General features: G+C 51.2%; 12 protein-coding genes. 8 read left to right on the forward strand and 4 right to left on the reverse strand.

What is annotated here, in order from left to right:
* Positions 1-54: 54 nt before the first annotated feature.
* The 4 genes from AC23NW_RS29445 to AC23NW_RS29460 all read right to left on the reverse strand — a co-directional run bounded on the left by AC23NW_RS29445 (position 55) and on the right by AC23NW_RS29460 (position 4,127).
* The gene (locus AC23NW_RS29445) at positions 55-1,422 is read right to left on the reverse strand and encodes a TolC family protein (protein ID WP_487454089.1); all 1,368 of its coding nucleotides are present in this window, start codon (positions 1,420-1,422) and stop codon (positions 55-57) included.
* Positions 1,423-1,490: 68 nt separating this feature from the next.
* A complete protein-coding gene (locus tag AC23NW_RS29450; RefSeq protein WP_487454091.1) occupies positions 1,491-1,964 on the reverse strand; it encodes a MarR family winged helix-turn-helix transcriptional regulator in 474 nt (157 codons plus the stop codon).
* 149 nt (positions 1,965-2,113) lie between these two features.
* Positions 2,114-3,097: a bile acid:sodium symporter family protein gene (locus AC23NW_RS29455; protein ID WP_487454093.1), complete on the reverse strand. Its 984-nt coding sequence runs from the start codon at positions 3,095-3,097 to the stop codon at positions 2,114-2,116.
* Positions 3,098-3,161: 64 nt separating this feature from the next.
* Positions 3,162-4,127: a Ppx/GppA phosphatase family protein gene (locus AC23NW_RS29460; protein WP_487454094.1), complete on the reverse strand. Its 966-nt coding sequence runs from the start codon at positions 4,125-4,127 to the stop codon at positions 3,162-3,164.
* 58 nt (positions 4,128-4,185) lie between these two features.
* On the opposite strand from AC23NW_RS29460, the gene rpsU reads away from it, so the two are divergent.
* From rpsU to AC23NW_RS29500, 8 genes are all read left to right on the forward strand, one after another.
* Positions 4,186-4,383: a 30S ribosomal protein S21 gene (rpsU, locus tag AC23NW_RS29465; RefSeq protein WP_071501163.1), complete on the forward strand. Its 198-nt coding sequence runs from the start codon at positions 4,186-4,188 to the stop codon at positions 4,381-4,383.
* 167 nt (positions 4,384-4,550) lie between these two features.
* Entirely contained in the window at positions 4,551-5,456 is a 906-nt protein-coding gene (locus tag AC23NW_RS29470; protein WP_487454097.1) for a tyrosine-type recombinase/integrase, read from the forward strand.
* A gap of 393 nt (positions 5,457-5,849) precedes the next feature.
* Positions 5,850-7,646, forward strand: a complete 1,797-nt coding sequence (locus AC23NW_RS29475) for a tetratricopeptide repeat-containing sensor histidine kinase (RefSeq protein WP_487454098.1) — start codon at positions 5,850-5,852, stop codon at positions 7,644-7,646.
* Between the two features lie 33 nt (positions 7,647-7,679).
* Positions 7,680-8,471 carry a LytR/AlgR family response regulator transcription factor gene (locus tag AC23NW_RS29480; protein ID WP_293845328.1) on the forward strand — a complete coding sequence of 264 codons (792 nt, stop codon included), beginning with the start codon at positions 7,680-7,682 and terminating at the stop codon, positions 8,469-8,471.
* Positions 8,472-8,780: 309 nt separating this feature from the next.
* Complete coding sequence (locus AC23NW_RS29485) at positions 8,781-9,863, forward strand: ankyrin repeat domain-containing protein (RefSeq protein ID WP_487454100.1); 1,083 nt, start codon at positions 8,781-8,783, stop codon at positions 9,861-9,863.
* Between the two features lie 81 nt (positions 9,864-9,944).
* A complete protein-coding gene (locus AC23NW_RS29490; RefSeq protein WP_487454101.1) occupies positions 9,945-10,469 on the forward strand; it encodes a 2,4'-dihydroxyacetophenone dioxygenase family protein in 525 nt (174 codons plus the stop codon).
* Between the two features lie 99 nt (positions 10,470-10,568).
* Complete coding sequence (locus AC23NW_RS29495; RefSeq protein WP_487454103.1) at positions 10,569-11,144, forward strand: DJ-1/PfpI family protein; 576 nt, start codon at positions 10,569-10,571, stop codon at positions 11,142-11,144.
* 87 nt (positions 11,145-11,231) lie between these two features.
* On the forward strand, positions 11,232-13,058 hold the full coding sequence (locus AC23NW_RS29500) for an AGE family epimerase/isomerase (RefSeq protein WP_293844489.1): 1,827 nt from the start codon (positions 11,232-11,234) through the stop codon (positions 13,056-13,058).
* Positions 13,059-13,081: the final 23 nt, after the last annotated feature.

Consider the following 13,081-nt stretch of genomic DNA (forward strand, 5'->3'; position numbering starts at 1 on the left):
GATGATTGAGGTCAGTAAAGGGCCCACCCATTCATCGAGCCCGATTCCGGATAATTAGAGTTGGTTATAAAACGACAGCAAAGAACCTTGTGACTGTTCAAGGTCTAACCGTGCCTGATTATAATTGAGTAGTGAATTGATGTAATCGCTCTGTGCCTGGCGGTATGATGTTTCGGCATTGACCAGATCGGTCAATGGTTTAGTACCTTGTTTGTACTGGAGTGTCGTCACATCATAAACCTCCTGCGCCAGTTTAATGTTACGCTCGTCGTTCTGCAATGAGACCTGTGCCCGCTGCAGCTGCGTCTGCGCGTTGTTGAACTGAAGTTCATACGAGGCTACATTCAGGCGCTGCTGTTCCTGCAGAATATTGATATTCAGCGTTGACTGCTTGATCTGGGCATCACGGCGGAAACCGTCAAATACCGGAATGCTTAACCGCAGGCCTACGCTGCCGAAACCGCTGAATTTCCCGAGCGATTCCCAGTAGTTATTGCCCAGTGCCAGCGTACCATAGGCAGCATTAGCACTCAGTTTAGGCAGGTAACCGGCTTTAATCCGCTCCCTGTCCAGATTCTGTAAGGCCAGGTTTGTCTCCAGAATCCGGAAGTTGGTCAGGTTCCGGGCATCAAATCCGGTATTTTCGATCACAGGCACTTTCGTGGTCAACGTGTTATCCGACAGATTCAGGTTCTGTTCCTGCGACATACCCATCTGGAATTTCAGGCGGTTGAGCGCCAGTTTCAGATTACTTTCGGCCAGCGTCAGCTGTGATTTCGTGCTGTTATAATTTACCTCCGTCCGTGTGTAATCGACCGGCTGAATCACGCCGTTATCACGCTGTAACTTCAGAATATTCAGTACCTGCTCCGTCCGTTTCAGGTTATCGTTCAGCAACGCAATCTGCTGCTGCACAACAAATACCTGATAGTAATTGCTGGCAATGGCGTAGACCACATCCTCTTTTGTCAGCCGTGCATTCAGTTCGGCCTTTTCGGTATTGGGTTTTGCCGCCTTGATCCCTACCAGCAGCGACTTGTCGAAAATCACCTGATCAACCGACGCACTGGCCGTTGTCTGGTATTTCGTACCAAATGCAACCCGTGTCGGCTCCGGTCCGAAAATACCGGCCGGCAATACCGTTGTCTGTAGCTTAATGTTATCGGTAACGCTACCGGATGCATTTACCTGCGGCAGATACCCTGCAATGGCCTCCCGGGCCTGCTGATCGGCAATCTGCGTCTGATACCCCGCAATACGGACCGTACCATAATTCTTTAATCCGTAGCTAATACAATCCTTCAGCGACCATCCGGCCGGCTGCGTCTGTGCAGCCGGCTGCCCTGATGTCGCCGACTGGCTTTTTGCACCCAGCGTAACGCCCAAGGCAAGTAGTCCGCTGAGTATGATCCTGGTTTTCATGATTTATATTCTCCGACTCCGTTGACATATCTACTGTTGACATGTCAACAATAACTATAAAAAAAAGTTTAATTCTCCAGATTACCGGCAATCTTATTCAGAATCGCCAGTAGTGTATCAACCTCGTCCGTGGTCAGTTTATTGGTCAGTGCCTGATCAAAGGTATGGGCTGACTGAACCACACGATCGACAATGTTCCGGCCCGCGGGCGTTAGTTGTACATTGTTTTTACGGCGGTCAACGTCGTCCTGCTGAACCCGCAGATAACCATCCCGTTCCAGTGTTTTGATGGTGCGCTGTATACCGGACTTATCTTTCTGCAACAGATTGGCAATTTCCTGCTGCGACATCAGTTCGGTTGAAAAATAAATCATAAACAGGACCGGCAGCTGCTCCATTTGCAGGGTATAGCCCGTTTTCGACAGTTCCCGGTTCACGTGTTTTGCCATCAGGTGAGCCACGTGATTAATATTAAATCCGACCAGCCGTCCTAACTGTTTTGCAACCCGTTCCTTAATATCCTCTGCTGTTGTCGTTGACATGGGACAAAAATAAATACTGTTGACATATCAACCAAATTAATGAAATTAAAGTTTGTAACTTCTAAAAATCCTACAATTAAAAACCGGATACGTAAAACTTTCAGCGAAGTTTTACGTATCCGGTGCTATAAAAGGGGCTAAAATCAAGATCAGGCTACCTCGGGCGTCAGTTCAGCCGGCTGTTCTTTCGGTGGCCGCTGGCTCCAGTAGGTTGCCAGCAAGGAGCCGGTCATGTTCATGATCGGCCCAAATAAGGCGGGGGCCAGTCCTACCGTAGCGACCTTCCCCATCTGCAGGGCAATGCCCGAGGCCAGCCCGCCGTTTTGCAGGCCGACTTCGATGGCTACGGTGCGGCTGCTTTGCTCATCGAGTTTAAACAATCGGGCGGTCCAGTAGCCAAACACAAAGCCGCTCAGGTTGTGAATCAGCACACAAAGAGCCAGCGTCCAGCCAACGGTCAGCAGACTGTCGCGGCCGGCCGCCGTGATAATGGCAACGATCAGGACGATCCCTCCCATCGAGATCAGCGGCATAACCTTATTCAGGATTACGGCCGATTTATGGAAGATCCGGTTCAGGATCAGCCCCAGAATTACCGGCAGGATAATGATCTCCATGATTTCGATCACCATTTTCCAGAAGTCAATCGACACAAACTGCCCCGCCAGCAGTTTCATCAGCAGGGGCGTCATGACCGGAGCCAGCAGCGTCGAAATCGACGTTACGGTAATCGATAGCGGCACGTTGGCCTTTGCGATAAAGCACATTACGTTGGAGGCCAGCCCGCTCGGCGAGCAGCCGATCAGAATCACACCAGCCGCAATTTCCGGCGGGAAATTAAATACGTTGGCCAGCGTGAAGCCCAGCGCCGGCATAATTATAAAGTGAAACACAACGCCGATCAGTACTGCACGCGGCTGCTTTACCACACCCTCAAAATCTTTCAGGGCCATGGTGGTTCCCATCCCCAGCATGATGATCTGCAGCAAAGGAATAATCAGCCTTTTAAGCGGGAAGCCGCCCACACTCGTAAAGAGGCCGGGAAACGACAAGGCCAGAATAACCGCAATCAGGATAAGCAGGGTGTACAGCAGGTTGCTGAGCGATGATTTTTCGTTGGTTTCCGATTTCATAAGGGTTTTGTTAGGAGCTATTCCGTAAAGGCGTTATCCGCAGACTTTTACCGGTTTACGCGCCTTAATCCCGCATCGCCTGCATGTTGGCCAGCACGCCTTCTTTCAGCGAATAGGTCGAAGTGGTAATCTGCTGAATGCCGAACGTCCGGATCAGGTAGTCAATCAGGCAGACGGCGACAACAATCATATCGACGCGCAGCTCAATCATGCCCGGCAACTGCATCCGTTCCGCATGATCGCGGGTCATCAGCTGTTCAAACGACCGGTAAAATTCTTCGAGCGGCAGGTCAAAGGCGGCCTGATCAGCCGGCGGCCAAACGCCCTGACTATGCATATACCACATATCGACCAGCGTATCAAACGACCCCGATGAGCCCACCAGCCGGAGCGGTGCTCCTGACCGCGGGCTGTACTGGTGCAGGGCATTCACAAGCGGCAACAGCTGTTCCTGAAAGTAATCCCGCAGCCGCCGGACCGCCCCGGCACTGATTGCCTGCTTCGGGTCGGGCATAAACCGCTCCATCAGCCGCTGTCCGCCGATTTCAAAACTTTGCTTCCACAGCATCCGGTCCCGGGCACTGATGATAAACTCAACGCTGCCGCCGCCAATGTCGACAATCAGACAGGTATCGTCGGGATTTTTCAGCGCTCCGGACGCTTTTACGCCATAATATATATAGTCAGCTTCCTGATCTCCCGAAATCACCTGAATGCGGATGCCGGTCGCTTCGCGCACGCGGTCAATAAATTCAGCCTGATTCCTTGCCACCCGGATAGCGCTCGTACCGATCGCCACGACCTGTTCTGCCGGAACGTCCAGCCGGTCGAGCTGCTCCCGGAAATAACCAAGTACGCCGAGCGCCCTGCCAATGCCCTCTTCGGTGATAACTCCCTGATTGATGCCTGCTTTACCGATTTTTGCCGGGCGGCTTTCCCGAAACAGGGTTGTCTGCGTTCCATCGGCCGCTTTCTCAACGACCATCAGATGGAAGGTATTTGTGCCTAAGTCAATCACTGCTTGCTTCATTAATGCAAACATACTATCTTTGCACTCCGTTTTTTAGCGAAATTTTTAATATCCGGATATGCTTATAGTAAACGTAAAAGAAAACGAATCAATTGACAAAGCCCTGAAACGCTTCAAGAAGAAATTCGAGAAGACGGGCGTATTGCGTGAACTGCGTTCACGGACGGCTTTCACGAAGCCTTCAGTAAAACGTCGTACTCAGGTTATCAAGGCTACGTACAAGGAAAGAATGTACGGCAAGCACACCGAGCAATAGTCTGTTGATACCGGCGCTCTGACAAACCGACGGATTAGCGCGCAATCACGAACGTTTCGTTGACGCCAGGTACAGATCTTAGAGAGAGCAGCGAGCTATGAAGTTCGCTGCTTTTTTTGTTATGCAGTATAACGCTCCGTTCTGCGGAATCCCGTATTTTCGTCCTTATGTCAACCGCCCCGCAGATCAGTACTGAAGATTTCCTGAATTACATCCGTTTCGAAAAGCGGCTGAGCCACCACACTCTCACGGCATACGGCAAGGACCTGGAACAGTTTCAGCTGTTTCTGGCAAACGAGTTCTCGCTGGCCCACCCCGAACAGGCCGATTTCCGCCAGATCCGGGCCTGGATTGTTACGCTTGTAGAAGCAGACCTGGATAAGACCTCCATCAATCGGAAAATTGCTACCCTCCGGAGTTATTACGGGTTCCTGATCCGGCGCAAAGTCATCACCAGCGATCCCATGCTGAAAATTCAGGCGCTCAAGACCAGCAAAAAACTGCCGGTCTACGTGGAAGAAAAACCCATGGAAACGCTGCTGGACGAGGTTGAGTTTTCGAACGACTTTGAAGGTACCCGCGATAAACTGGTACTGGAACTACTCTATGGCACCGGCATCCGCCTGAGCGAACTCATCGGCCTGAAACACACCGACGTTAATCTGTACGAGAAAACCATCATTGTACTCGGCAAACGCAATAAACACCGCATTGTACCGCTTACGGTCAATCTGGTTGCGGTCATTGAAAAATACCTTCAGCTCAAAAAAACAGAACTGGGCGATAAAGCCGATCCGGAAAGCTTTATCGTCAGTGAGCAGGGAAATCCGGCTTACCCCGTCCTGATCCAGCGGATTGTAAAACGGCATCTGGAGATTGTGACAACGCTGGAGAAAAAAAGCCCGCACGTACTGCGGCATACCTTCGCCACGCACCTGCTCAACCGCGGTGCCGACCTCAATGCTATTAAGGATTTACTGGGTCATAGCAGTCTGGCCGCTACACAGGTATATACGCACAACAGCCTGGAACAGTTGAAAAAAACCTACGATCAGGCACATCCTAAAGCCTAGTTAACACAGTAAGTCTACGTTTCTGAATACTGTATATATACTAACCTATTTGTTCATTGAAAGTTACCGTTCTTTTTTTCTGGTATCATTTCAACATTATTCATAATTTTTCAGCTATTGAATAATTTTAATACAAACAGCTTAACATTGACCTTATCTAATAAAATATTAAAATTTACCAATATCTATAAATAGTTACAACTATAAATACTTAACAAACAAGCACTTAATATCATTCAATGATTTATTGTCCCTTTGTTAATTTAGTTCACAGCGTATTTCCTGATAACTTACATAGCCAAAACGACACGTACCGGTAGTTGTACATAATTGAATGCATCGCTAACTTACTGAAAGATTATTATACCGTAATCCCTACCCCGCTTATTAAACATGCACGCTTCCCGGAAAATAGTACTGGCTATTGGGGTCATGTATGGATGGACTGTATCCCTGCTTCCGGCTCAGATTCCGGCGGCCAGGATTGATAGTCTGAAGGATTTGCTTGCGCATTCTTCACCCGATTCACTGCGTTTTGAATACCTCTATGCACTGGGTAATGCGCACAAACTGACGAACTTTCAGGTCTCCCGCAGCTATGCGCTACAGTCACTTGAACTGGCAAAAGAGCTGCACATGCTTAAGGCCGAAGGTGATGCCTACAACCTGATCGGTGTTACCTACCGGCAGGAAGGCAATTTTATAAAAGCAAAGGAGTATACGCTTAAATCGCTGAAAATAAGGGAGCAGCTGGGTCTGCCAAAAGGCCTGTATCAAGGCTATAACAACCTCGGTTACATTATTTTCGAAGGTGAATCAAACCTGCCGCTGGCGCTTAAATACTATGAAAAAGCGCGTGACATTGCTATCAAAGCCGGGATGCTCGATTATTTGCCCGATAGTCATAATCAGATCGGTCTGGTCTATAAGCAGCTTGGTAAGTTAGATATAGCCCGGTTTCATTTCCTGAAAGCCGTTGAACTGGGCAAACAACGGGATAAGCTTAAAGAATACGAGCTGACGGCTTTTTATAACAACTTGTCGAAGGTTGCTCTTGACCAGGGCAAACCCGCCGAAGGGCTGCAATGGGTACAAAAGGCCATTGCCCTCAATAAAAAATACGACAACAAGCGGTCCCTGACGTACAGCTACGAAAATGCCGGCCGGATCTATGCTTACCAGCATAAACTGACGGAAGCAGAAGCCTCCTTTAATCAGGCACTGACACTGGCTTATGCGCAGAAGGCCATGAACCGGATTCAGGAGATTTACAGTACCATGAGTGAGAGCTATGAGCAGGCGGGCGAACTTCCCAGGGCGCTGGCCTATCACAAGCGGTACACCCATTTACAGGACTCTATTTTCTCGGCCGACAAAGCCAGGCAACTCGCCGAACTACAGGTGCAGTATGAGACCCGGCAAAAAGAAGAACAGATCCAGAAACTGGATCAGGAAAATGACTCACAGACCAGACAGCTTGCCCTGTTAGGTGGCGGGGCCTTGTTACTGGTCATGGCGCTCGGCGGCCTCGGCTGGCAATACCAGCGGATCCGGCGGACGAAAGCCAAATTACAGCAGCAGTCCGTTCAGCTGGAATTACTGATGAAGGAACTGCACCACAGGGTGAAAAACAACCTCGCCATTGTGTCGGGGCTGCTGAACCTGCAATCGTACCAGATGCAGGATAAGGAAGCCGTAGAGGCCATCCGCCGCGGACAGCAACGCATTGAAGCAATGTCTTTAATTCACCAAAAACTCTACCAAACCGATAAATTAACCCAGATTAATGTACGTGAATATCTGCTCAATCTGATCGAAAGTCTGTTACGGGTACACGGGTATACCCCGAATGACTTCGACTTACAGATTGATATTTCCGACGAATGGCTGGACGTTGACCTGATGATACCGATCGGGCTGATTGCGAATGAGTTAATTACCAATTCGCTGAAATATGCCTACCAGCACACCGATCGGCCATCGTTGCGGGTGGCGTTGCAGACTGACCCCGCCCTGGTGCTGGAGATCGCTGATAACGGGTCAGGTTTTGACATCAGTCAGTGGCAGAAACCGGCCGGTTCGTTTGGAAAACAACTTGTTAAAGCACTTGGCAATCAGATTGGCGCGAACCTGAATATCATTACCGATAACGGGACCTGTTTCCGTTTGAGTATACCGAAAGCAGCATAACGACTATTATCACATAACCTCTCTTTCTTTTCCATGAATCCTTCAATGCCTGTATCCATTTTAATTGTTGAAGACGAGGCCATCCTGGCAATGGACCTGTGTGCGCGGCTCGAAGCCGAGGGCTATCAGGTTACCGGTACCGCGGCCACGGGCCGACAGGCACTGACGCTCTACCAGCAGCACCAGACTGATATTGTCATCTGCGATATTAACCTGGCCGGCGACTGGAACGGTGTTGAAACCATACAGCAGCTTCTGGCCTTTAAACCGCTTCCCGTTATTTACCTGTCGGCGCTGACTGACCGCGAAACCGTCGAAATGGCCAAATCGACCAAACCCGCCGCGTACCTGACCAAACCCATAACAACAGACTGTCTCCGGATTGCCATTGAAATTGCGATGAGCAATTTTGCCTACCTCGTACCGGCCAGTCACGACCAGGCCGCCGCGCCGAAGCCGCGCCCGGCCATCACCATGGCCCCTGCCAAAGACAGCGAGATGATTCTGCAGGTAGGCGACCATATCTTTATCAAGCAAAATTACCAATTCGTCCGCGTCCGGCAGAGCGATGTGCTCTATGTCGAAGCCGACGACAAGTATACGACCCTGGTTACCTCCGACCGGAAGTTTGTTTTACGCCTCTCCATGGGCGTGTTGCTGCAACGTCTTTCGGATCAGGCACTTGTACGGGTTCATCGTTCCTACGCCGTCAATCTGACCCAGATTGAGTCCTTTAATGACTATGAAGTACAGATCAAAAGTCAGGTTTTACCATTAGGCAGGGCGTATAAAGAAGACTTTTTACAGCATTTCCGCTTCCGCTGACCGGCGCGGTTTCGGTTGACGCCCAAAAGGTAGTCGTTCGCGCCCCTTCCCCTGTCGTTTACGGCCAAATACCCGCACTTCACTGCCGGTTTAGCTAGTTTAGAGAACGTTTTCCACGGTTCAGCCCCAAAAGCTGTCCACGGAAAAGGTTCTCTTTTTTTTTATTACCCGGTTCAGAAACCCGGATAAATACAAATCAGAGCAACACACTATTTGCGGCCGGCGGCCCTGGCATTTACGCCAGACTGTGTTAACCGGTACCATTACCCATACAGCCTTTTACTTCTTACAATACATACCCGTTGACGAATGAAGACGATCGACAAAAACGGATCTCCCGAACTTGCTCTCCTGGCCGCCGTTGAAGCTAACGACCTTACGGCAGCTACCGAACTGATCAAGGCCGGTGCCGATGTGAACCGCCGCGGCCCTACTCCCTACACCCTTCTGATGGTGGCTGCCGGTTTAGGCTATGTACAGATGACTGACAAACTGCTGGCCGCCGGTGCCGATGTCCATGCCGTTGACAGCAGCCTTGGTGCCTCGCCGCTACACAAAGCCGCTCAAAGCGGTGTGGTTGATGTCGCACAGTTGTTGCTCAGCGCCGGTGCCTTTATCAACCTGCAGTCGGCAACGGTTGGCCATACGCCGCTGATTGATGCCGTCTGGTCGAAAAAACCGGCGATGGTAAAGTTCCTGCTCGATCAGGGTGCATCCATCACCATTAAGGGGCATCACGGCGCTTCAGTCTTCGACTTTATCGGTAAAGAACCCCGCTGGACTGCCGGTGGTACTACGCCGGAAGAAGAAAGCTGGGGTAAAAGCATCCGCGAGATGCTGGAAGCCAAACAGGCAGCCGACGAACAAAACCAGCAGCAGCCGCTGATGCAGGCCGTTCTGCGCAACGACGTGGACGCTGTCCGGAAACTGATCGCTGAGGGGGTTGATGTCAACGAAAAATCGCCGGTAATCGGCAGCGGCAACGACGGACAAACTCCGCTTCTGGTGGCCTGTTTCAGCGGACTTACCGAAATCGCCGGTGAGCTGATCAAGGCCGGTGCCAACCCGAAAATTGTCGACTATCTCCTGAAAGCCACGCCATTGCACAAGGCCGCGTTCTCCGGTCACCCGGGTCCGCTGAAACTGCTCCTCGAACAGGGACTGGTTGAAGTAAACGCACAAGGCCCTTACAACGGCTATACAGCCCTGCATGATTCGATCTGGCACGGCCACACGGAGGCGTTTGAGGTACTCATGAGTGCTGATGCAGATGCTAATGTCCGCCTCGATCTGAAAGGGCAGGACGGCCGTACCCCGCTCGATCTGGCAGTTGCGTTCGGCTATCACCACATGGCTGATAAGCTGCGCGAACGCCTGAAAGAAACGGCTTAACAACGACTCAATCAAGCATAGTAATACTTGTTACTTTACCGGTTTAACAAATCTTAAAACTAAAATTCGGAGGGTTAAAAAATGCCAATTAACACGTTTCGCACGTTCAACGACGGCTTATTAGCCGAGCAGCGTACGCACACCGAATACACAACCGACACAAACCTGGATGATGACCGGCTGTGGATTCCTTACGTAGAAGGAGCATGGTTTCAGGCCTGCAGTTTCAACGTAAGTACGGGTGGTTTCACCAACGTCCTGAAAATTGCACCGGGCGCGATGCTGAACCCACATTATCACATCAGTACCGTTTACGGCTACACGCTCCGCGGTTCATGGCATTACCTTGAGCACGACTGGGTAGCTACGCCGGGCACGTTTATCTACGAGCCACCGGGAGAAGCCCACACGCTGGTTGTACCGGCTGACGCGCCGGAGCCTATGATCACGTTCTTCCACGTGGCCGGTGGTCTGATCTACCTGGATACTGTCGATAACGGCAAAATCGTGGCGTATGACGACGGCTTCACCTTGCTGGAGCTGGCCCGTAAACACTACCACAACGTAGGTCTGGACCAGAGCCTGCTCGATCGTCTGATCCGCTAATCCGCAACATACCGGCGGAAGACACTGACTGTCAACAGCCTTTGTCTTTCGCCGGTTTAGTAACCTTCCTCTCATTAACCCTGTATCTGTGTAAACCCCATGAAACTGAAAGGCGCGAAAATCGGCATACTGTTTGAGAGCGACTATTTCGAAAACGAAATCTTTTACTACAAGTACCGGTTTCCGGAAGAAGGTGCTGAAGTGCACTTTCTGACCCGCTTGTGGGGCCAGCCCAGCATCACGTTCTACGGCCACGAACACCGCGCTCCCATGGAATGCCGGGAGACATTCGAAGGCATGAGCGATGAAGAACTCCGCAGTTATGCGGCCATTATTGTCCCGTCCGGCATGGTTTCAGACCGGTTACGGTATACCGAGGATGTTGAGAAAATACCGCCTGCCACTGAATTTCTGAAACGCGTATTTGCCGAAGACAGCATCCTGAAAGGCATTATCTGCCACGGCCTCTGGCTCGTTGCCCCCGCAACAGAGCTTGTCAGGGGTAAAAAACTTGTCTGCCATAACAACCTGATCGGCGATGCTAAGGCCTACGGTGCCATCTACACGAACGAGGATGTGGTTGTTGATGGTAATCTGGTTACCGGACGCTCCGGCGGTCATGCGCACCTGTTCGCCCGCCGGATCATTGATATGCTGGCTGAACGGCAGGGCTGAGCCCCGCTCCGTCAGCATCAATTCGTAAATCCTCATTTAGACTAAACCACTATCGGAGTACTGCCTGCGGTAGTCAATTCATCTTCCATGAAACTCAACTTTACATTTTCGGATACCATTGCCGGGTATATCGTCAGCTTTACCCCCGCCGAGCGTGCGTTTGTTGTCGAAACTTCCGACAAACGTCAGTTTAAACTTAACCTGATTCCGTCGACCTACGCCCGCAGCGTGCGCAATCTCGACGAAGGCTATCAGGATGCTACCGGCGTGATGTTCGAGTTTCTGTCGAAACAAGGGCAGTACGTTTTTGCCTACGGCACATTCTACCCTGGTGCCGACGGCGGCGACATGATTTTTGAGGCGCAGCAGCTTATTTTCCCGGGCAAAACGCCCGAAGAATACCGCCACGAAGGACAGGACTGGTGGATCAAACAAATTGATTCCATCGCCAAAAGCTACCTGAAATGGCAGTTCAACTACCCTGAGGCTCCGATTGACTACCATAACTACCGCACCGTACTCCATCTGGCGGGTTCGAAACGCGGTGATTACCTGCAGGAAACCGATACGATTTCGCGGATGATCTACGGCTTTGCGTCGGCCTATATGCTGACGGGCAACGACGCTTTTCTGGAAGGCGCCGAACAGGGTACCAACTACCTCCGCGACCACATGCGGTTCTACGACCAGGACGCCGACCTTATCTACTGGTACCACGGTATCAAGGTAGACGGCGCCAAGGAGACCAAACTACTTACCTCTGAATTCGGCGACGACTACTACTCGATCCCGATGTATGAGCAGATTTATGCCCTGGCCGGACCGACCCAGACCTACCGCATCACCGGCGATACCCGCATTATGGCGGATATCGAAAAAACCATCGACCTGTTTGAGAAGTACTACAAGGACAACGAGCAGGAAGGCTATTTCTCGCACATCGACCCGATCGGCCTTGACCCGCGCGATCAGTCGCTGGCCCATAACCGCGCCCGGAAAAACTGGAACTCGGTAGGTGACCACGCACCGGCTTACCTGATTAACCTCTACCTGGCCACCGGCGAGCAGAAATACGCTGATTTCCTCGAATATACGTTCGATACCATTACCAAATATTTCCCTGACTACGACAAAAGCCCGTTTGTGCAGGAGAAATTCTTTGAAGACTGGAGCAAGGACCAGACCTGGGGCTGGCAGCAGAACCGTGCCGTAGTCGGCCACAACCTCAAGATCGCCTGGAACCTGATGCGGATGCAGTCGCTGAAGAGCAAGGACGAGTACCTGGAGTTCGCAAAGAAAATTGCGGAACTGATGCCGGCAGCCGGTTCTGACCAGCAGCGCGGCGGCTGGTACGACGTGGTGGAACGCGAAACGCTCATCGGCGGCAAGCATCACCAGTACGTATGGCACGACCGCAAGGCGTGGTGGCAGCAGGAACAGGCGATTCTGGCCTACCTGATCATGTACGGCATCCTCGGCGAGGGTGACTACCAGAAGCAGGCCCGCGAAGCGGCTTCGTTCTACAATGCCTTCTTCCTCGATACCGACGACGGCGGCGTATACTTCAACGTATTCGCCAACGGGATGCCTTATCTGCTGGGTCACGAACGCTTCAAGGGCAGCCACTCCATGAGTGCCTACCACTCAACGGAGCTGTGCTACCTGTCGGCCGTGTACATTAACCTGCTGATTACGAAGCAGCCAACCTATTTCTATTTCAAACCCTATCCGAATTCATTCAAGAACAATGTCCTGCACGTATCGCCGGATATCCTGCCTAAAGGCAGCATTAAAATCGGAGAGGTGTTTATTGACGACGCGCCGTATACGGACTTTGATGCCGATGCGCTGACCGTAAATCTCCCTGAAACCGACAAGCAAGTAAGAGTGAAGGTTTTGATCACTCCGGTTTAACAAGTGAATATACAAGTACTGCG

The organism is Arsenicibacter sp. R0_47 (assembly GCF_057652235.1).

Bases quoted from the DNA above. Each gene is read 5' to 3' on its own strand.
- AC23NW_RS29445 (WP_487454089.1), bottom strand. From the start codon at position 1,422: ATGAAAACCAGGATCATACTCAGCGGACTACTTGCCTTGGGCGTTACG.
- AC23NW_RS29450 (WP_487454091.1), bottom strand. From the start codon at position 1,964: ATGTCAACGACAACAGCAGAGGATATTAAGGAACGGGTTGCAAAACAG.
- AC23NW_RS29455 (WP_487454093.1), bottom strand. From the start codon at position 3,097: ATGAAATCGGAAACCAACGAAAAATCATCGCTCAGCAACCTGCTGTAC.
- AC23NW_RS29460 (WP_487454094.1), bottom strand. From the start codon at position 4,127: ATGAAGCAAGCAGTGATTGACTTAGGCACAAATACCTTCCATCTGATG.
- rpsU (WP_071501163.1), top strand. From the start codon at position 4,186: ATGCTTATAGTAAACGTAAAAGAAAACGAATCAATTGACAAAGCCCTG.
- AC23NW_RS29470 (WP_487454097.1), top strand. From the start codon at position 4,551: ATGTCAACCGCCCCGCAGATCAGTACTGAAGATTTCCTGAATTACATC.
- AC23NW_RS29475 (WP_487454098.1), top strand. From the start codon at position 5,850: ATGCACGCTTCCCGGAAAATAGTACTGGCTATTGGGGTCATGTATGGA.
- AC23NW_RS29480 (WP_293845328.1), top strand. From the start codon at position 7,680: ATGAATCCTTCAATGCCTGTATCCATTTTAATTGTTGAAGACGAGGCC.
- AC23NW_RS29485 (WP_487454100.1), top strand. From the start codon at position 8,781: ATGAAGACGATCGACAAAAACGGATCTCCCGAACTTGCTCTCCTGGCC.
- AC23NW_RS29490 (WP_487454101.1), top strand. From the start codon at position 9,945: ATGCCAATTAACACGTTTCGCACGTTCAACGACGGCTTATTAGCCGAG.
- AC23NW_RS29495 (WP_487454103.1), top strand. From the start codon at position 10,569: ATGAAACTGAAAGGCGCGAAAATCGGCATACTGTTTGAGAGCGACTAT.
- AC23NW_RS29500 (WP_293844489.1), top strand. From the start codon at position 11,232: ATGAAACTCAACTTTACATTTTCGGATACCATTGCCGGGTATATCGTC.